This window comes from Lysobacter sp. BMK333-48F3 (assembly GCF_019733395.1).
Classification (GTDB): Bacteria; Pseudomonadota; Gammaproteobacteria; order Xanthomonadales; family Xanthomonadaceae; genus Lysobacter.
In genome coordinates this window covers 817065-833453 of the sequence record NZ_JAIHOO010000001.1, presented here as the reverse complement: position 1 = coordinate 833453, position 16389 = coordinate 817065, and the positions used below count along the sequence as shown (strand labels likewise).

Genomic DNA, 16389 nt, shown 5'->3' with positions numbered 1-16389 from the left:
GGGGGGTAGGGGGGATTTGCTTTGGCTTTGCCCCTGCGTTTCGTCGCCGTCGAACCCCCGACGCCCAGGCACAAACAACAAGGCCCTCTTCTCGCGAAGAGGGCCCCGATGCCGAACCGATGCGGCTCTGCGGCTTACAGCGCGCGCAGCGCCGTAGTCACCGGCAGGGTCGCCGCGCGCAGGGCCGGGAACAGGCCGCCGACGAAGCCGATCGCCAGCGCCCACTTCAGCCCGCTCCACAGCAGCGCGCCGGTGACCTGGAAATCGAAGGTCAGCTGGCCGACGCCGCCGGCGATGGTCGAGGCGGTGTAGCCGTTGAACACCAGCCAGGCCAGGGCGCCGCCGATCAGGCCGCCGAGCAGCGCCAACAGCATGGTCTCCAGCATCACCGCCACCACCACCGGCACGCCGCGGAAGCCGATCGCGCGCAGCGTGGCGATCTCGCGGGCGCGGGTGGCGACGGTGGCGAACATGGTGTTGAGCGCGCCGAACACCGCGCCGATCGCCATGATCGAGCCGACCACGATGCCGATGATGCGGATCACCTTGGTCATCGCCTCGCTCTGCTTGGCGAAATACTCGGCGGTGGTGCTGGTATCCACCTGCAGCCGAGGGTCGCCGGCCAGCGCGGCCTTGAAGCCCTTGAACTGCTTGGCGTCGGACAGCTTGGCCACGACCGAGTTGCGCGAGGCGCCGCGGCCGTAGGTGGCCGCGACCATCTGCGCGTCGGCCCAGACTTCCGAGTCCATCGCGTCGCCGGACTTGAACACGCCGACCACGTTCCAGCGCTCGTTGCCCAGGCGGATCTGCTTGCCGACCTCCAGTCCGGCGAACTGGCGCTGGGCGCCGCTGCCGACCACGACTTCGCGCTTGCCGGTCTCGAAGCGCCGGCCCTGGACGATCTTGACCTGCGGCCGCACCTGCCAGGCGCGGTCGCCGACGCCGCGCAACTGCACGCTGCCGTCCTCGTCGGGGGCGCCGCCCTTGATCGGCAGGTTGGCCGCGACCACCGTTTCCGGCGAGGCCAGCGGCCGGCCGTCGGCGCCGCGGGCGATGCCCGGGGCCTGTTCGATCACGTTGATGCTGGCCAGGTCCAGGTTCGACATCACCTCGGCCGCGGACGCGCCGCGCAGCACCATCACGCTGTCGTCGCTGCCGGTGCGGCGCAGGGTTTCCTGGTAGCCCTCGGCCATCGACAGCATCGCCACCAGCACCGCGACCACGCCGGCGATGCCGATCACCACCACCGAGGACGAACCCAGGCGCTGGCTCAGGGTGCTGATGCCGACGCCGGCGACCGAGGCCGCCTGGCGGCCGCTGCGGGTCAGCAGCATCCACAGCGCGAACGCGGCGGCCAGGCCGAGCAGGGCCGGCCAGGGCAGCAACGACCACGCGGCCAGGGCGACGATCAGGCACAGGCCGGTGAGGGCGCCGCGGAGCAGGGATTTGAGTTTCTTCATGAGTGCGTTCTCCTCAGCGTCCGGCCAGCGCATCGACGATGTTCAAACGCATCGCGCGGATCGCCGGCAACAGCCCGACCAGCACGCCGATGCCGAGCATCAGGCTCAGGCCCAGGGCCCAACTGTTCAGGCCGATCGGCGGCACGTTGATCGCGCCGCCGCTGATCGTGGCGACGATCGGCCCGAGCGCGCCGGCGATGGCCACGCCGATCACGCCGCCGATCAGCATCAGCAGCACCGATTCGGCCAGCACCAGCAGCAGCACGCTGCGGTCGGGGAAACCCATGGTCTTGAGCACCGCCAGCTCGGAGGTGCGCTCGCGCACCGCCTGGGCCATGGTGTTGCCGGTCAGCAGCACCAGGGTGAAGAACACCGCGCCCATGATCGAGCCGACGATCAGGCCGATGTCGGCCATCTGCTTCATCCACGAAGCGGTCGCGGCCTGCTCGGTCTGGGTCTTGGTTTCGTGGTCGGAGTTGGCCGACAGCGCGTCGATCGCCTTGGCCACGCGGTCGGCGCGGTTGACGTCGGCGACTTCGCTGACGTACCAGCCGACCGTGCCGCGGTTGTAGGGCGTGGAATCGTCGAAGTACTTCCAGTGCATCAGCAGCATCTGGTCGTACCAGCCGCCGGACTTCTTGTCGGTGACGGCGAGCGTGCCGACGATGTCGAAGCTCCAGTTCTTGCTGCCGTCGCGGTTGGGGAAGATGGTCGACTGCAGCGGAATCTTCTGTCCGACCTTCCAGCCGAAGCGCTTCATCAGCCCTTCGCCGACCAGGATGCCGGTGCGGGTCTGGGCGAAGGCCTCGCGCTGCGCCTTGGACACGCTCATCTCGGGGTAGAGATCGAGGTAGTTGTCGGCCACGGCGAAGCTGAAGATCTGGTTGTGCGGGTCCTGGTAGGCGCCGCCGAACCAGTTGGCGTAAGTGACCTGCTTGACCCCGTCGACCTGGCCGATGCGGCCGTGCAGGGCCTGCGGCAGGGTCTGGATGAAGGACAGCCGCGAACCGGTCTGCAGGCGCTTGGCGCCGTTGGCGCTCTGGCCGGCCTGCTCGAAGCTCTCGCGCACGCCGTCGAGCAGACCGAACAGCAGGAACGCGGCGATGATCGACATCAGGGTCAGCGCGGTGCGGGTCTTGCGCCGCATCAGCTCCGCCCAGATCAGATGGAAATATTTCATCTCGGACGCTCCCGGCTCAGGCTGCGTGCGACTGCTGCTCGACCAGGGTGCCCTTGTCGAGGTGCAGGGTATGGGTGGCGTACTCGGCGGCCTTCGGGTCGTGGGTGACCATGACGATGGTTTTGCCGTGTTCGCGGTTGAGCAGCTGCAGCAGGTTGAGGATCTCCTCGGCCGAATGACGGTCCAGGTCGCCGGTGGGTTCGTCGCAGATCAGCAGGGTCGGGTCGGAGACGATCGCGCGGGCGATCGCCACGCGCTGCTGCTGGCCGCCGGAGAGTTCGTTCGGGCGGTGCTTGCCGCGTTCGGCCAGGCCGACCAGCTGCAGCGCGATCTCGGCGTTGCGGCGGCGCTGGGCGGCGCCCAGATGGGTCAGCAGCAGCGGCAGCTCGACGTTCTTCTGCGCGCTCAACGCCGGCATCAGGTTGTAGAACTGGAACACGAAGCCGACATGGCGGCTGCGCCACTGCGACAGCTGGCCGGCGCTCATCCGGTCGATGCGCTCGCCCTCGACGGTGATCTCGCCGCTGCTGGGCGTGTCCAGGCCGCCGATCAGGTTGAGCAGGGTGGTCTTGCCCGAACCGGACGGCCCCATCAGGGCGACGAAATCGCCCTTGGCGATGTCCAGGTCGATGCCGTGCAGGACTTCGACCTTTTCCGGCCCGCGCTGGTAGGTCTTGGTGAGGTTTTGGATCGAAACCAAGGTGTCGGCCATCGTCGAAGTCCTCGTACGTGTTGCGGATAGGAAGCGGGGCGCGCTTGCCGCGCCGTCCGGGTGAATCGATCGCGATCAGTCGCTCTTGTCCGACGAACCGGCGTCGGCGTTTTCGACACGCACCGCGGCGCCGTCGCTCAGGCCGTCGGCCGGGGACAGCACCACGGTCTCGCCGCCGCTCAGGCCCTGGGTGACTTCGCGGTCCTCGCCGAGCTTGCGGCCCAGGGTCACCGCGGTCTGGCGGGCTTTTTCGTCCTCGACCACGAACACCACGTCGCGGCCGTCGCGCTGGGCCAGCGCCGCCGCCGGCACCATCGCGCTGGGCTTGGCCTGCACCGCCTGGGCCGGCTTGGCCGCTTCCAGGAAGCTGACCCGCACGCCCATGTCGGGGACGATGCGCGCGTCGCGCAGCTTGATCGCGATGCGCACCTTGACCGTGGCCTTGCCGCGGTCGGCGGCCGGAATGATGGCGATGACCTCGGCCGGAATCTTCCAGTCCGGGTAAGCGTTGAGCACCGCCTCGACCGGCATCTTCGGCTGGACCCGGCCGATGTAGGCCTCGCCGACGTCGACTTCGACCTCCAGCGAGTCCATGTCGACGATGGTGCCGATGCCGGTGCGGGTGAAGCCGCCGCCGGCCGACAGCGGCGAGACGATCTCGCCCGGCTGCGCCGCCTTGGCGGTGACCACACCGGCGAACGGCGCGCGCACCACGGTGTTGTCGACACCGATGTCGGCGATGCGCAGGCTGTCGCCGGACACCTTGACGTTGCGCTGCGCGGTCAACAACTGCGCGCGCAGCGCGTCGCGGGTGGCCACCGCCTGGTCGTACTGGGCCTTGGACACCAACTGTTGCTTGGCCAGGGTGGCCAGGCGGCCGGCGTTGGCTTCGGCTTCCTTGAGCTGGGCCTGCACCCGCGCGGTTTCGCTCTGCGCGGCGCCGAGCTGGGCGGCGCTGAGCTCGCGCTGGGCGTTGGCGTCGATCGGGTCCAGGGTGGCCATGACCTGGCCTGCCTCGACCCGCTGGCCTTCTTCGATCAGCACCTCGCGCACCTTGCCGGTGATCTTGGCCGAGACCGTGGCCATGCGCCGCGCGACCACATAGCCGGTGGCGTCGAGCACCGAAGCGCCGGCGCCGCTGCCGCCGCCGATCGCGGTGACCGTGGCGGTTTCCACCTGGGTCGCGGCATTGCGCCCGAACAGCGCCCAGGCGGCGACGCCGAGCACCAGCACGAGCAGGCCGACCAGGCCGATGACCAGGCCGCGCCCGGGGCCGGATCGCTCCGGCGGCCGGTTGCGGTCGATGCGAAGTTCCTTCAGCAGATCAGCCGATGCACTCATGATCTCAACCAAGACGCCAGAACCGGCCTAGTGTGACCGTGGCGCGATGGCCCGCCAACCTGCGGAAAGTCAGGAACTGTCAGCCCTGCAGTCGTCGGTTTTTCATGACAGGTGTCACGCAACGGCGAGGGCGGGGCGGTGGTGCGCCGTGCGCGCAAACCGAGGCCCCCTTTGCAAAAGGGGGCCAGCGCCCGGCGTCAGTGTGTTTCTGAGTGGCCGATGGAGCGCGGGGGATTTGCTTTGCGGTGGGAAGGGCAAGAGCAAATCCCCCCTGGCCCCCCTTTTTCAAAGGGGGGAACAGCAAAGGCGCGGGGTGGCTGCGTGGCGCGCGAGAGCCATGGCCCCTTAGAACCATGGCCCCCTTTGCAAAGGGTCTTAGGAAGCAAAGCTGCCTCATAACGCAGCTATCTTCCTGAAATGAATAAGAAAAATAGGTACTACAGCCGTTCGAAAATCAGCGAGGCCCGATTTCGGGCCCTCGTGCGCTGCTGGGCCCTGGACCTGACCGCGACCAGCACCGCGCAACTGACCGGGTTGAGCGTGCGATCGGTCAACTCGATCTTCCTTGCCTTGCGTCGTGCCATCGCCACCGAATGCGAGCAGCATTCGCCGTTCACCGGCCAGGTGGAAGTCGACGAATCCTTCTTCGGACCGTGGCGCGTGCGCGGCAAACGCGGCCGCGGCGCCGGCAAGAAAACCATCGTCTTCGGCATGCTCAAACGCGGCCAGCACGTCTACACCCAGATCGTCCCCAACTGCAAAACCGCCACGCTTCAGGCCTTAATTCGTGGGCATATTCGCCTGGAGAGCGAAATCCTCTCCGACTGTCTGTCCAGCTACGACGGCCTGGTCGACCTGGGCTATGCCAAGCACTGGCGCATTCGCCACAGCGGCAATCATTTCGCCGAGGGCGACAACCACATCAACGGCATCGAGAGCTTCTGGAGCTTCGCCAAGCGGCGCCTGGCCAAATTCAACGGGGTGCCCAAGGCCACCTTCTACCTGCACCTGAAGGAGTGCGAGTTCCGCTTCAACCACCGCCACGAAGACCTCTACCGGGCGACCCTCAAGTTGCTACGATCCAACCCACTCTGAGGGGCTGTTTGCTTCCTAAGACCCTTGCAAAAGGGGGCTAGCGCCCGGCGTCGATGCGTTTCTGAGTGGCTTGCGGAGCGCGGGGGATTTGCTTTGCGGTGGGAAGAGCAAGAGCAAATCCCCCTGCCCCCCTTTTTCAAAGGGGGGAACGGCAAAGGCGGGGTAGGGGCGGTCGCGGCCGGCGGACGCGGTGCGCGGGTCAGCCCGCCGCGCGCGCCTTGAGCATGGCGTACGCCGCGCGCAGGCCCTGCGCCTCGCCGCCGGCCGGGCGGCCCGGGCGGTCGGCGTCGTTCCAGCTGTACACGTCCAGGTGCGCCCACGGCAGCTCGGCGGGAACGAAGCGCTCCAGGTACAGCGCCGCGGTCACCGAGCCGGCCATCTTCGACGGGCCGCCGTTGGCGAGGTCGGCGATGTGGCTGGTCAGGTAGCGCAGGTAGGGGCGCCACAGCGGCATCCGCCACAGCGGGTCGCGCTGCGCCTGGCCGGCTTGCAGCCAGGCCTCGGCGACTTCGTCGCGGTTGGCGAACAGCGCAGGCAGGTCCGGGCCCAGGGCGATGCGCGCTGCGCCGGTCAGGGTGGCGAAGTCGAGCAGCAGCTCCGGCGCCTGTTCGGCGGCGTAAGTCAGCGCGTCGCACAGGATCACCCGGCCTTCGGCGTCGGTGTTGTCGATCTCGACGCTGACGCCCTGGCGGGTGGCGATGACTTCGCCGGGGCGGAACGCGTTCGGGCCGACCGCGTTTTCCACCGCCGGTACCAGCAGGGTCAGGCGCAGCGGCAGCTTGCGCGCCATGATCAGCTCGGCCAGGCCGATCGCGTGCGCGGCGCCGCCCATGTCCTTCTTCATCCAGCGCATGCCGTCGGCCGGCTTGAGGTCCAGGCCGCCGGTGTCGAAGCACACGCCCTTGCCGACCAGGGCGATGTGCGGATGGCGCTCGTCGCCCCAGCGCAGCGCGATCAGGCGCGGCGCGCGGTGCGAGGCGCGGCCGACCGCGTGGATCGCGGGGAAGTTCTGCTTCAGCAAGTCGTCGCCGGCGACCACCTCGACCGCGGCGCCATGGCGCTGGCCGATCTCGCGCGCGATCGCTTCCAGTTCGTCCGGGCCCATGTGCTCGGTCGGGGTGTTGATCAGGTCGCGCACGCGCAGGCTGGCGGCGATCACGGCGAAGCTTTCGGCGTGGTCGGCGGCGTCGACCACCAGTTGCGCCGGCGCGCGCGGCGCGGCCTTGTAGCGGTCGAAGCGGTAGCTGCCCAGGCCCCAGCCGATGTGCAGCGCGTCCAGGGTGGCCGCGTCGTACTGGCCTTCGGCGCGCCAGCGCCGCGCCGGCAAGGCGAACGGGCCGTGGCCGTAGGAATACGGGTCCAGCGGATCGCCGATGCCGAGCACGCCGGCGACGATGCGGCCGTCGCTGCCGGGCAGGGTGACGGCGGTGCCGGGCGTACCGTCGAAGCCCTGGCTGTCGAGCCAGGCGGCGGCGGTATCGGCCAGCGATTCGCGCCAGGTCTTGAGGCTGTTGCGGCTGACCAGGACCAGCGGCAGGGCGTCGCTGGCGTCGTCGGTGAAACCCAGGGGCAGAGTCATGCGGCAGCGGTATCCGTGCGGTGGCCCGCGTCGAGCCAGTCGGCCAACGCGGCGAGGGTGGTGAATTCCAGATCCGGGCGCAGCCCGGCGTGCGGCCAGGCGCGGCCTTCGCGGTTGATCCAGCAGGTGCGCAGCCCGGCGCGGGCGCCGCCGACGATGTCCAGCTCGATGTCGTCGCCGACGTGCAGCACTTGCGCCGGCTCGACCCCGAGGCGTTCGCAGGCGGCCAGGAAGATGCTCGGGTCCGGCTTGGCCCGGCCGTGCTCGCGCGCGCCGAGCTGGAAGCGGAACAGCGGCATCAACCCAATCCGGACCAGGTCGGCGTTGCCGTTGCTGAGCGCGGCCAGCGGCACGCGCCCGGCCAGGCGGGCCAGCGCGGCCTCGCTGTCGGCGTAGTGCTCGACTTCGCAGCGCGCGGCGAAGAACGCGTCGAAGGCGGCGTCGACCAGGGCGACGTCGTCGCCGGACTCGCGCAGCACGTGCTCCAGGGTCAGCCGGCGCTGCTGGGTGAAGTCATGGGCCAGGTCCGGGCGCTCGGCGGCGATGCGGTCGCGCAGCGCGCGCATCGCCTCGACCGGGAACCGCGCCGCGGTCGCCGGCGCGTGCCGGCGCAGCCAGGCGTCGAGGGCCGCCTCGGCGCGCACCATCACCGGCGCGATCGGCCAGATGGTGTCGTCGAGGTCCAGGGTGATGGCGCGGACGGGAAAGCTCATGCGGCCAGTTTAGCGCGCCCGGCGCCGGCGGCCGGCACCGCGGTCGCGGACCGGCGCGGGCGCGGCTTCAGGCGCCGTCGCGGGCCAGCCGGTCGGCCTGTTTCAGCAACTCCGGCAGTCTGTGCGCGCCGTGCATGGCGGCGACCGCGGCGCGGGCGGCGTCCTCGTCGATCCCGGCGGCGGTGACGTACAGCGGCCGGCGGCTGTCGCCGCGGCACAGCGCGGCGCGCTCGGGGATGCCGGCGTAGCGGGTCTTGGCCACGCCGATCACCGCGCAGCGCTTTTGCAGCGCCTGCCACAGCCGCGCGCCCAAGCCGGGCCGATCGTGCCCGTCCAGCCAGACGTAGCCGTCGACCAGGATGCAGTCCGGGGCCGGCCCGGTCCCTTCCAGGCTGGCCAGCAGGGCCAGCAGGCAGGGCAGCTCGCGGCGGTAGAACTCGCCCGGAGCGTAGTCCTCGACCTGCGGCACGTGCAGGCGGTGGGTGGCGGCGGCAACGCAGTCGCTCCAGTCGCGGAACCGCACGCCGGCGACGCAGGCGCCGGACTGGCCGTAGTGGACGTCGAGAGCGAGCAGGGGTGCGGCGGTACTCATTCCAGCAACCGCGACCAGCCCTCGAGGCCGTCGATCCGCGCCAGCACCAGCTTCACGCAGACCAGCAGCGGCACCGCCAGCAGCAGGCCGACGATGCCCCACAGCCAGCCGAACAGCATCAGCGCCAGGATCAGCACCAGCGGCGACAGGCGCATGCGCCGGCCGAGCACGATCGGCGTCACCGCCTGCGACTCGATCGTATGCAGCAACAGGTAGACGCCGGCCGGCAACAGCGAGGGCCACAGCTCGTCGAAGGCGACGAAGCCCATCAGCAGCATGATGATGATGCCGATCAGCGGGCCGACGAAGGGGGCGAAGTTGAGGATCGCCGCCATCGTGCCCCACAGCAGCGACTCTTGCAGCGGCACGCCCAGCGCGTACAGCGCGCCGGCCAGGGCCAGGCCCAGGCCGGTGTTGATCAGGCTGATGGTCAGCACGTAGCGCGAGATCTCGCGCTCGATCGAGTGCAGGATGTCGATGGTCAGCTTCTTCTGCTGCGGCCCCGGCAGCAGCGCGATCGCGTTGCGTTGCAGCGACTCGCCGTAGACCATGAAGAAGAAGGTCAGCAGGATCACCGCCAGCACCTGGGCCAGGTACTTCGGCGTCGCGGTCAGCGAGCGGTAGGGGTCGTTGAGCTCGGTCTTGACCACCTGCACCGGCTTGCTGGTGCTCTCGCCGCCGGCGGCGCGGGCGATGTTCTGCGCGGCGCGGTTGGCCTCCTGCATCGGCTTGGTCATCTGCCGCAGCTTGGGCGCCAGCTGCTTCATCTCGCGCGGCACCTGGCGCACCCATTCGCCGGCCGGTTCGACCAATTGCAGGGCCAGCACGCCGGACACCGCCAGACCGCCGGCCAGCACCAGCACCGCGCCGACGAAGCGCGGCAGGTACAGCCGCTGCAGCAGGCGCAGGATCGGGTTGCCGACCAGGGCGAAGAACGCGGCGAGCAGGATCGGCAGGATCAGTTCCTGCGCCGCCCACAGGGTGAAGCCGACCGCCAGCGCGGCGAGGATGCGCAGCGACAGCGGCGCGCGCGGCCGCGCCGGGGGCGGCTCGCAGGCGGACGGGGGCGCGGGTTCGTCGGCGGCCGGCGACGCCGGCGCGTCCGCGGCCGACGGAGGGGAGGGCGTGCTCAAGGCGGGACCGTCAGGCCTGTTCGGTGGTGGAACTGTGCGCCTTGCCGGGTTTGGACGCTACTGCCGTATAGCCCGGCGCGACCACCGCTTCGACCGCGGCCTCGGCGCTGTCGGCGGCCTGTCCGGCTTCGCCGGCGGCGCGGCCGGCCTGGTCGGCGGCCTGTTGCGCGCTGCTGCCGGCGAACAGGCCCGAGAGCAGGGTGACCAGTTGCATCAGGTTGCCGCTCTTCGCCGCCAGCTTGACCGGCTCGGCGCGGCCCATGACGAAGCCGGCGACCACGCCGGCGACGACGATCCGGCCCGGGGTCCAGGCCTCGCGCCAGCGCGCCTTGAGCGTGTCCTTGCGCTCCACCGCCTGTTCGTAGCGGCCCTGGAGCAGTTGCTCGCGCTTGGCGACGCGGCGTTGCAGGCGCTGGAACCGGCTCATGCGCGCTCCTTGTGCCGCGCGGCGTCGGCGGCGAGGTTGGCCTGCAGTTCTTCTTCGTCCAGATCGCCCAGGCCGAGCCGGCGCAACTGCCGACGCGTCGCGTGCAGGCGGGTGTATTCGAAGTAGCGCATGGCCTGCCAGATCCCGACCGCGGCGACGATCAGGCTGAGCCCGGAGGTAGCGGCCATCGAGGCCATCCACGACCAGCCCAACACGCCCTGCAGCAGGGCGATCAGCGCCGCCATCAGCAGCAGCCAGGACGAGGCCCCGAACACGATCGCCACGCTGACCCAGAGCAGGGCGCGGCCGAGCGCGCTGCGGGCCAGGGCGAAGTCGGCGATCAACAGGCCGCGCAGGGCGCGGCCGGTGTCGATCGCCGCGTCCAGGCCTTCGCGGCCGGCGTCGCGGATTTCGCGGTAGGACTCCTCGATCGACGGCGAGCGCGGGCCCGGCGCGGCCGGGTCCGGCGCCGCGCCGTCGTCGGGCGCGGGGTCGTCCGCGGGGCGGTGCGGATCGCTCACGCTTACTTGTCGCTGCCGCGGGCCAGCTTGGCGATGATGAAGCCGGCGGCGAAGGCGATGCCGAACGAGGCCAGCGGACGCTCGCGGACCAGGTCGGCGGCGCTTTCGATCAGGTCGCGGCCCTTGTCCATCAGCGCATCGACCTGTTCGCGCGCGGCGCCGCCGGCATGCTCGGCGGCGGCGATCCCGGCCAGGGCGCCGTCGGCCAGGTCGGACTTGACGTTGGCCTTGCCGATCTTGAGTTCGTCGCCGGCCACGCTGGCGGCGCTGCGCAGCGCATCGCCGGCGTCGACCGCGGCCTGCTTGAGGTGGGAGCCGGCCTGGCCGAGGTTGCTCTTGATCGCGTCGGTCGAGGTGGGGGTCATCGGGGTCTTCCTCCGTGCAAGGGACGAACCGCGGAACAAATCCAGGGTTCTGGCGGACCGCGGTCGGACGCGGGCGGGGCCCGTTCCTAGGCGGCGGTGGTCGTCGTCGCATCGTGCGACGCGCGTTCATGCCGTTCGCGGCGGCGCGTTCGCCCCGCGACGTTACTGCATTTGCAGGTCGCCGCGGCGGTTGCCGCGCACGATACGCAACACCAACTGTGCCGGGTTGCGCGTGAAGCTGGCGCGGAAGCCCGGCAGATCGTCGAATTCGCCGCTGGTGGCGGCGACGACGATGTCGTCCTTGCGCAACTGATTGGCCTCGGCGCGGCTGCCGCGGGCGACGCTCTCGACCAGCACGCCGGCGTAGCCGGCCTGGCGCAGGCGCTCGGGCATCTCGGCGAAGGTCGCGCCGGTCAGGCGCGGATCGAGTTCGGTGCCGGCCACCGCCTTGGGCTGCTCGCGCAGGCTGGCGTTGAGCTGCAGGGTCTGGCCCTCGCGGCGCACCTCCAGGGCGATCTTGCTGCCGATCGCCTGCAGGCCTTCGAAGTTGCGCAGCGCATCGCGGTTGTCGATGCGCTGGCCGTTGGCGCTGAGGATCACGTCGCCCGGCTTGAGCCCGGCGGCGGCCGCGGCGCTGCCGCCGAACACGCGCGAGACCAGCGCGCCGCGCGGTTCGGCCAGCTTGAGCGCGGCCGCGAGCTGCGCGGTCACGTCCTGCGATTCCAGCCCCAGGGTGCCGCGCCGGACCACGCCGTTGTTGGCGATCAGCTGGTCCTTGATGTTGCGCGCCAGGTTGGCCGGGATCGCGAAGCCCAGGCCGATATTGCCGGCCATGCTGCCTTGCGGGTTGAAGCTGGCGGTGTTGATGCCGATCAGCTCGCCGTTGAGATTGACCAGGGCGCCGCCGGAATTGCCCGGATTGATCGAGGCGTCGGTCTGGATGAAGTTCTGGTAGCCCAGGCCGCGCAGGCCGCTGCGGCCGACCGCCGAGACGATGCCCGAGGTGACCGTCTGGCCGATCCCGAACGGGTTGCCGACCGCGACCACGAAGTCGCCGACCTTGAGCGCGTCGGAGTCGGCCAGGGCGATCGCGCTGAGGTTCTGCGCCGGGATCCGCATCACCGCCACGTCGGTGTCCGGGTCGGAGCCGAGGAACTCGGCCTTGACCGTGCGCCCGTCGGCCAGGGTCACCGACACCTCGTCGGCGCCTTCGATGACGTGGTGGTTGGTCAGCACGTAGCCGTTCTTGGCGTCGATGATCACGCCCGAGCCCAGCGACTCGTTGATCCGCTCCTGCGGGATGTTGGGGAACATGCGGCGGAAGAACGGATCGTTGGCGAAGGGGTTGCGGATCCGCACCGTCTGCTTGGTGTGCACGCTGACCACCGCCGGGGTGACTCGCTGCAGCATCGGCGCCAGCGACGGCAAGACCTGGCCGCCGACCGAGGCCGGCAGGGCCGCGGTGGTCGGCAGGGGCAGGGCCGCGGCCGCCGGCGAGGCCTGCGCGGGCGCCTGCAGGCCGTCGCGGATCGCGGTGGCGGCGAAACCGCCGAAGGCGGCGGCGAGGGCGAGGGTCAGCAGGGTCGGCAAGGGGCGCATCGCGTAGCGGTTCCGGTCGGCGGTGGTCGGTGGCGGAGCTGTCGGGGACGAGATCGTGGCGGCAGCGGGGTCGATCAAGTGGGCGGCGCCGGCTCGGACGAGCCTGCGCGTGCCGCCGGCTTGGACCGTGCCGGCCCGATCTGGTTCCGTCCGCCAGTGTCGGAGAGCGGCAATAAATAGCCGATGAAGTGGCCGCTGCCCAGGGTGTCCGGCGCGGCCGCGCGGGCCCGCTCGGCACACTTCTCCGGGCCCGCGCCGGAACTGCGATGCGTGCCCGCGCGGCTCCGGATAAAGCGTGATAGCCATCAAAAAGGCGTTGACTTCCCGCAACGCCGGGCGTAGCTTGAGGTCCCTGCGAGGCCACAACATCTAGTGGTCGGCCCCGCGGAGGGAGCCCAAGCTTAGGGGTTCGGCTTGGGTCGGTTAGGCGTCGCCTTGACAGTGAGCGGGCGCATGACGAGTACCGGCGCGAACCTCGAAACACGACCATAAACAGCCGCACGCGGCGCGTAACCACGCGATCGCGCGCATTGCCGTCGGCGGGGGGCTGACGGCGGACCGGGGTCCGGGACGCGCTTCCGGAGGCCGGTCGCAACACCGCGACACGACCTAGACGAAACAAGCGTTACACAAGACGTTCCGGCACCCGCTAAGACCCCTCGCCGCCGCGCGCGCCGAGCCCTGACCCGGTTGCCACGTACATAAGAAACCACCGATGGCGGGCGCAACCCAACGGCCCGTCGTCAAGATTGAGGAGACGAAACAGGCATGAGCACGGTGCGCCTCGAGGCGGTCAAGAACGCGGCGGTGGAACGAGACATCGCCCTGCAACCCGCGTCCCAGGACATCTGGGACAAGAAATACCGCCTCAAGACCAAGAGCGGGGAGGCGGTCGATGCCGACATCGACGGGACCTACCAGCGCGTGGCCCGCGCCCTGGCCGATGCCGAGCCCAGCGCCGAGAAGCAGCAGTATTGGTACGAGCGCTTTGTCTGGGCCCTGCGCCGCGGCGCGATCCCGGCCGGCCGCATCACCTCCAACGCCGGCGCGCTGGAGCACAAGCCGGCGACCTCGACCATCAACTGCACCGTCTCGGGCACCATCGAAGACTCGATGGACGGGATCCTGGAGAAGGTCCACGAGGCCGGCCTGACCCTCAAGGCCGGCTGCGGCATCGGCTACGAGTTCAGCACCCTGCGCCCGCGCGGCGCCTTCGTCGCCGGCGCCGGCGCCTACACCTCCGGCCCGATGTCCTTCATGGATATCTACGACAAGATGTGCTTCACCGTGTCCTCGGCCGGCGGCCGCCGCGGCGCCCAGATGGGCACCTTCGACGTCAGCCATCCGGACGTGAAGGACTTCATCCGCGCCAAGCGCGAAGACGGCCGCCTGCGCCAGTTCAACCTGTCGCTGCTGATCACGGACGGCTTCATGGACGCGGTCAAGACCGACGCCGACTGGCCGCTGGTGTTCCCGGTCAACATCAAGGAGCAGGGCGACCTGAACCTGGACGACGCCGAGCACGTGGTCTGGCGCGACTGGCCGACCCACCGCAACTACATCGTCCGCGACGACGGCCTGGTGGCGTGCAAGATCTACGGCCACATCCGCGCCCGCCACCTGTGGGACATGATCATGGTCTCGACGTACGACTACGCCGAGCCGGGCTTCATCCTGATCGACCGCGTCAACGAGATGAACAACAACTGGTGGTGCGAGACCATCCGCGCCACCAACCCCTGCGGCGAGCAGCCGCTGCCGCCGTACGGCGCCTGCCTGCTGGGCTCGGTCAACCTGACCAAGTTCGTGCGCAACGCCTTCACCGACCGGGCCGAGTTCGACTGGGAGGAATACAAGGAAGTCGTGCGCGTGTTCACCCGCATGCTCGACAACGTGGTCGAGGTCAACGGCCTGCCGCTGGAGCAGCAGCGCGCCGAGATCATGCGCAAGCGCCGCCACGGCATGGGCTTCCTCGGCCTGGGCAGCACCGTGACCATGCTCAAGATGAAGTACGGCTCGGCGCAGTCGTGCGAGTTCACCGAGCGCATCGCCCGCGAAATGGCCGTGGCCGGCTGGGAAATGGGCCTGGCCCTGGCCAAGGAGAAGGGCGCCGCGCCGATCATGGACGAGATCTTCGCCGTCACCGCCGAGATGCTGCGCAAGCGTCCGGAGATGAAGGCCGACGGCTGGAAGGTCGGCCAGGAGATCCCGGGCAAGGTGCTGCACGCCAAGTACTCGCGCTACATGCAGCGCGTGGCCGAGGTCGCCCCGGAACTGGTCGAGGAGCTGGCCGACATCGGCGCCCGCTTCACCCACCACAGCTCGATCGCCCCGACCGGGACCATCTCGCTGTCGCTGGCCAACAACGCCTCCAACGGCATCGAGCCCTCGTTCGCCCACCACTACAGCCGCAACGTGATCCGCGAAGGCAAGAAGTCCAAGGAGAAGGTCGACGTCTACTCCTTCGAGCTGCTGGCCTACCGCGAGCTGATCAACGCCAAGGCGATGCCGTTCAGCGACGAGGCCGAGGCCAAGCTGCCCGACTACTTCATCGCCGCCGACGACATCACCCCGAAGGAGCACGTCGACGTCCAGGCCGCCGCGCAGAAGTGGGTCGACAGCTCGATCTCCAAGACCGCGAACGTCCCGACCGACTACCCCTACGAGGACTTCAAGGACATCTACCGCTACGCCCACGAGCAGGGGCTCAAGGGCTGCACCACCTTCCGCTTCAACCCGGCCGCCTTCCAGGGCGTGCTGGTCAAGGAAGCGGACCTGGAGAACACCACCTACCGCTTCGAGCTCGAAGACGGCAGCGTGCTCGAGGTCAAGGGCAACGAACAGATCGAATACGACGGCGAGATGCACACCGCCGCCAACCTGTTCGACGCGCTCAAGGAAGGGTATTACGGCAAGTTCTGACGGCGTCCGCCGCCGCCCCGTCCGCCGCTCGGCGGGCGGGCGCGCGACGGCGCTCCGTCCGGTCGGCGGCCGCACCGCCCGCACGCGGAACCCGGGCCGGTCCGCGGGCACATTCAGCCAGGCCCGGGCGGGCGGAACCGGCCACTGTTCCGCACGCTCGCAGCAGGTATAGCATCGTCACCGCAACACCCCGATTGCAGTAATCGCATTCATCGCCCAGAGCAGTCTGCCCACCAGGAGGGCACCATGAGCAACGGTAATGGAGTGACGGCGACGCTGACCCAGGCCGCCGAGAACGTGAAGGAAACCGCGTCCAACATCGGCAGCGCGATCGCCACGCGCGCCGAGGAGGCCGTGGCCACGGTCAAGAAGACCGCGACCAAGGCGCGCAAGGCCGCCAAGAAGGCGGTCGGCACGGCGAAGAAGAAGCTCGCCAAGGCCAGCGCCAAGGCCAAGAAGGAAGTGTCCGACCTGACCGGCAAGAAGACCGCGAAGAAGGCCACCAAGAAGACCGCCAAGAAAGCGGCCAAAAAGGCCGCCAAGAAGGCCACCGCCAAGAAAGCGGTGAAGAAGGCGGCGAAGAAGGCCCCGGCCAGGAAGGCGGCCGCCAAGAAGGCTCCGGCGAAGAAAGCCGCAGCCAAGAAGGCGCCGGCCAAGAAGGCCGCAGCCAAGAAGACGGTAAAGAAGGCGGCCAAGAAGGCGCCGGCGAAGAAGGCCGCCAAGAAGGCCGCCAAGCGCTGATCGGCACCC

The 16389-nt window shown here is 69.7% G+C and carries 15 protein-coding genes; 3 read left to right on the top strand and 12 right to left on the bottom strand.

The window, feature by feature from the left end; genetic code table 11:
• Positions 1-134 precede the first annotated feature (134 nt).
• The 4 genes from K4L06_RS03405 to K4L06_RS03390 all read right to left on the bottom strand — a co-directional run bounded on the left by K4L06_RS03405 (position 135) and on the right by K4L06_RS03390 (position 4693).
• Positions 135-1460, bottom strand: coding sequence for an ABC transporter permease (locus K4L06_RS03405; protein WP_221670058.1), 1326 nt, complete (start codon positions 1458-1460; stop codon positions 135-137).
• 13 nt (positions 1461-1473) lie between these two features.
• Entirely contained in the window at positions 1474-2640 is a 1167-nt protein-coding gene (locus K4L06_RS03400; RefSeq protein ID WP_221670057.1) for an FtsX-like permease family protein, read from the bottom strand.
• 16 nt (positions 2641-2656) lie between these two features.
• Positions 2657-3352: an ABC transporter ATP-binding protein gene (locus tag K4L06_RS03395; RefSeq protein WP_221670056.1), complete on the bottom strand. Its 696-nt coding sequence runs from the start codon at positions 3350-3352 to the stop codon at positions 2657-2659.
• A 75-nt stretch (positions 3353-3427) separates the two neighbouring features.
• Positions 3428-4693 carry an efflux RND transporter periplasmic adaptor subunit gene (locus tag K4L06_RS03390; RefSeq protein WP_221670055.1) on the bottom strand — a complete coding sequence of 422 codons (1266 nt, stop codon included), beginning with the start codon at positions 4691-4693 and terminating at the stop codon, positions 3428-3430.
• A 417-nt stretch (positions 4694-5110) separates the two neighbouring features.
• On the opposite strand from K4L06_RS03390, the gene K4L06_RS03385 reads away from it, so the two are divergent.
• Positions 5111-5788: an IS1595 family transposase gene (locus K4L06_RS03385; RefSeq protein ID WP_221669623.1), complete on the top strand. Its 678-nt coding sequence runs from the start codon at positions 5111-5113 to the stop codon at positions 5786-5788.
• Between the two features lie 199 nt (positions 5789-5987).
• Here K4L06_RS03385 and K4L06_RS03380 read toward each other — a convergent pair whose 3' ends face one another.
• The 8 genes from K4L06_RS03380 to K4L06_RS03345 all read right to left on the bottom strand — a co-directional run bounded on the left by K4L06_RS03380 (position 5988) and on the right by K4L06_RS03345 (position 12717).
• Positions 5988-7367, bottom strand: a complete 1380-nt coding sequence (locus K4L06_RS03380) for a leucyl aminopeptidase family protein (RefSeq protein WP_221670054.1) — start codon at positions 7365-7367, stop codon at positions 5988-5990.
• A complete protein-coding gene (locus tag K4L06_RS03375; RefSeq protein WP_221670053.1) occupies positions 7364-8080 on the bottom strand; it encodes an HAD-IA family hydrolase in 717 nt (238 codons plus the stop codon). Before K4L06_RS03375 ends, K4L06_RS03380 begins: the two co-directional genes overlap by 4 nt.
• Before the next feature lie 67 nt (positions 8081-8147).
• Positions 8148-8672, bottom strand: coding sequence for an endonuclease V (locus K4L06_RS03370; protein ID WP_221670052.1), 525 nt, complete (start codon positions 8670-8672; stop codon positions 8148-8150).
• The gene (locus K4L06_RS03365; protein WP_255595492.1) at positions 8669-9694 is read right to left on the bottom strand and encodes an AI-2E family transporter; all 1026 of its coding nucleotides are present in this window, start codon (positions 9692-9694) and stop codon (positions 8669-8671) included. Before K4L06_RS03365 ends, K4L06_RS03370 begins: the two co-directional genes overlap by 4 nt.
• 121 nt (positions 9695-9815) lie before the next feature.
• The gene (locus tag K4L06_RS03360; protein WP_221670050.1) at positions 9816-10232 is read right to left on the bottom strand and encodes a hypothetical protein; all 417 of its coding nucleotides are present in this window, start codon (positions 10230-10232) and stop codon (positions 9816-9818) included.
• Positions 10229-10753, bottom strand: a complete 525-nt coding sequence (locus K4L06_RS03355) for a phage holin family protein (RefSeq protein ID WP_221670049.1) — start codon at positions 10751-10753, stop codon at positions 10229-10231. The genes K4L06_RS03360 and K4L06_RS03355 overlap by 4 nt, the downstream gene beginning before the upstream one ends.
• Before the next feature lie 2 nt (positions 10754-10755).
• Positions 10756-11118, bottom strand: coding sequence for a hypothetical protein (locus tag K4L06_RS03350; RefSeq protein ID WP_221670048.1), 363 nt, complete (start codon positions 11116-11118; stop codon positions 10756-10758).
• Positions 11119-11280: 162 nt separating this feature from the next.
• Positions 11281-12717, bottom strand: a complete 1437-nt coding sequence (locus tag K4L06_RS03345) for a Do family serine endopeptidase (RefSeq protein WP_221670047.1) — start codon at positions 12715-12717, stop codon at positions 11281-11283.
• Positions 12718-13485: 768 nt separating this feature from the next.
• Here K4L06_RS03345 and K4L06_RS03340 point away from each other — a divergent pair.
• Together K4L06_RS03340 and K4L06_RS03335 are read left to right on the top strand one after the other, a co-directional pair.
• Complete coding sequence (locus K4L06_RS03340; protein WP_221670046.1) at positions 13486-15639, top strand: adenosylcobalamin-dependent ribonucleoside-diphosphate reductase; 2154 nt, start codon at positions 13486-13488, stop codon at positions 15637-15639.
• 246 nt (positions 15640-15885) lie between these two features.
• The gene (locus tag K4L06_RS03335; protein ID WP_221670045.1) at positions 15886-16380 is read left to right on the top strand and encodes a hypothetical protein; all 495 of its coding nucleotides are present in this window, start codon (positions 15886-15888) and stop codon (positions 16378-16380) included.
• Positions 16381-16389: the final 9 nt, after the last annotated feature.

What these genes read in the sequence shown, in the direction of transcription:
- K4L06_RS03405 (WP_221670058.1), bottom strand. Translation starts at nt 1,460, where the DNA reads ATGAAGAAACTCAAATCCCTGCTCCGCGGCGCCCTCACCGGCCTGTGC.
- K4L06_RS03400 (WP_221670057.1), bottom strand. Translation starts at nt 2,640, where the DNA reads ATGAAATATTTCCATCTGATCTGGGCGGAGCTGATGCGGCGCAAGACC.
- K4L06_RS03395 (WP_221670056.1), bottom strand. Translation starts at nt 3,352, where the DNA reads ATGGCCGACACCTTGGTTTCGATCCAAAACCTCACCAAGACCTACCAG.
- K4L06_RS03390 (WP_221670055.1), bottom strand. Translation starts at nt 4,693, where the DNA reads ATGAGTGCATCGGCTGATCTGCTGAAGGAACTTCGCATCGACCGCAAC.
- K4L06_RS03385 (WP_221669623.1), top strand. Translation starts at nt 5,111, where the DNA reads ATGAATAAGAAAAATAGGTACTACAGCCGTTCGAAAATCAGCGAGGCC.
- K4L06_RS03380 (WP_221670054.1), bottom strand. Translation starts at nt 7,367, where the DNA reads ATGACTCTGCCCCTGGGTTTCACCGACGACGCCAGCGACGCCCTGCCG.
- K4L06_RS03375 (WP_221670053.1), bottom strand. Translation starts at nt 8,080, where the DNA reads ATGAGCTTTCCCGTCCGCGCCATCACCCTGGACCTCGACGACACCATC.
- K4L06_RS03370 (WP_221670052.1), bottom strand. Translation starts at nt 8,672, where the DNA reads ATGAGTACCGCCGCACCCCTGCTCGCTCTCGACGTCCACTACGGCCAG.
- K4L06_RS03360 (WP_221670050.1), bottom strand. Translation starts at nt 10,232, where the DNA reads ATGAGCCGGTTCCAGCGCCTGCAACGCCGCGTCGCCAAGCGCGAGCAA.
- K4L06_RS03350 (WP_221670048.1), bottom strand. Translation starts at nt 11,118, where the DNA reads ATGACCCCCACCTCGACCGACGCGATCAAGAGCAACCTCGGCCAGGCC.
- K4L06_RS03345 (WP_221670047.1), bottom strand. Translation starts at nt 12,717, where the DNA reads ATGCGCCCCTTGCCGACCCTGCTGACCCTCGCCCTCGCCGCCGCCTTC.
- K4L06_RS03340 (WP_221670046.1), top strand. Translation starts at nt 13,486, where the DNA reads ATGAGCACGGTGCGCCTCGAGGCGGTCAAGAACGCGGCGGTGGAACGA.
- K4L06_RS03335 (WP_221670045.1), top strand. Translation starts at nt 15,886, where the DNA reads ATGAGCAACGGTAATGGAGTGACGGCGACGCTGACCCAGGCCGCCGAG.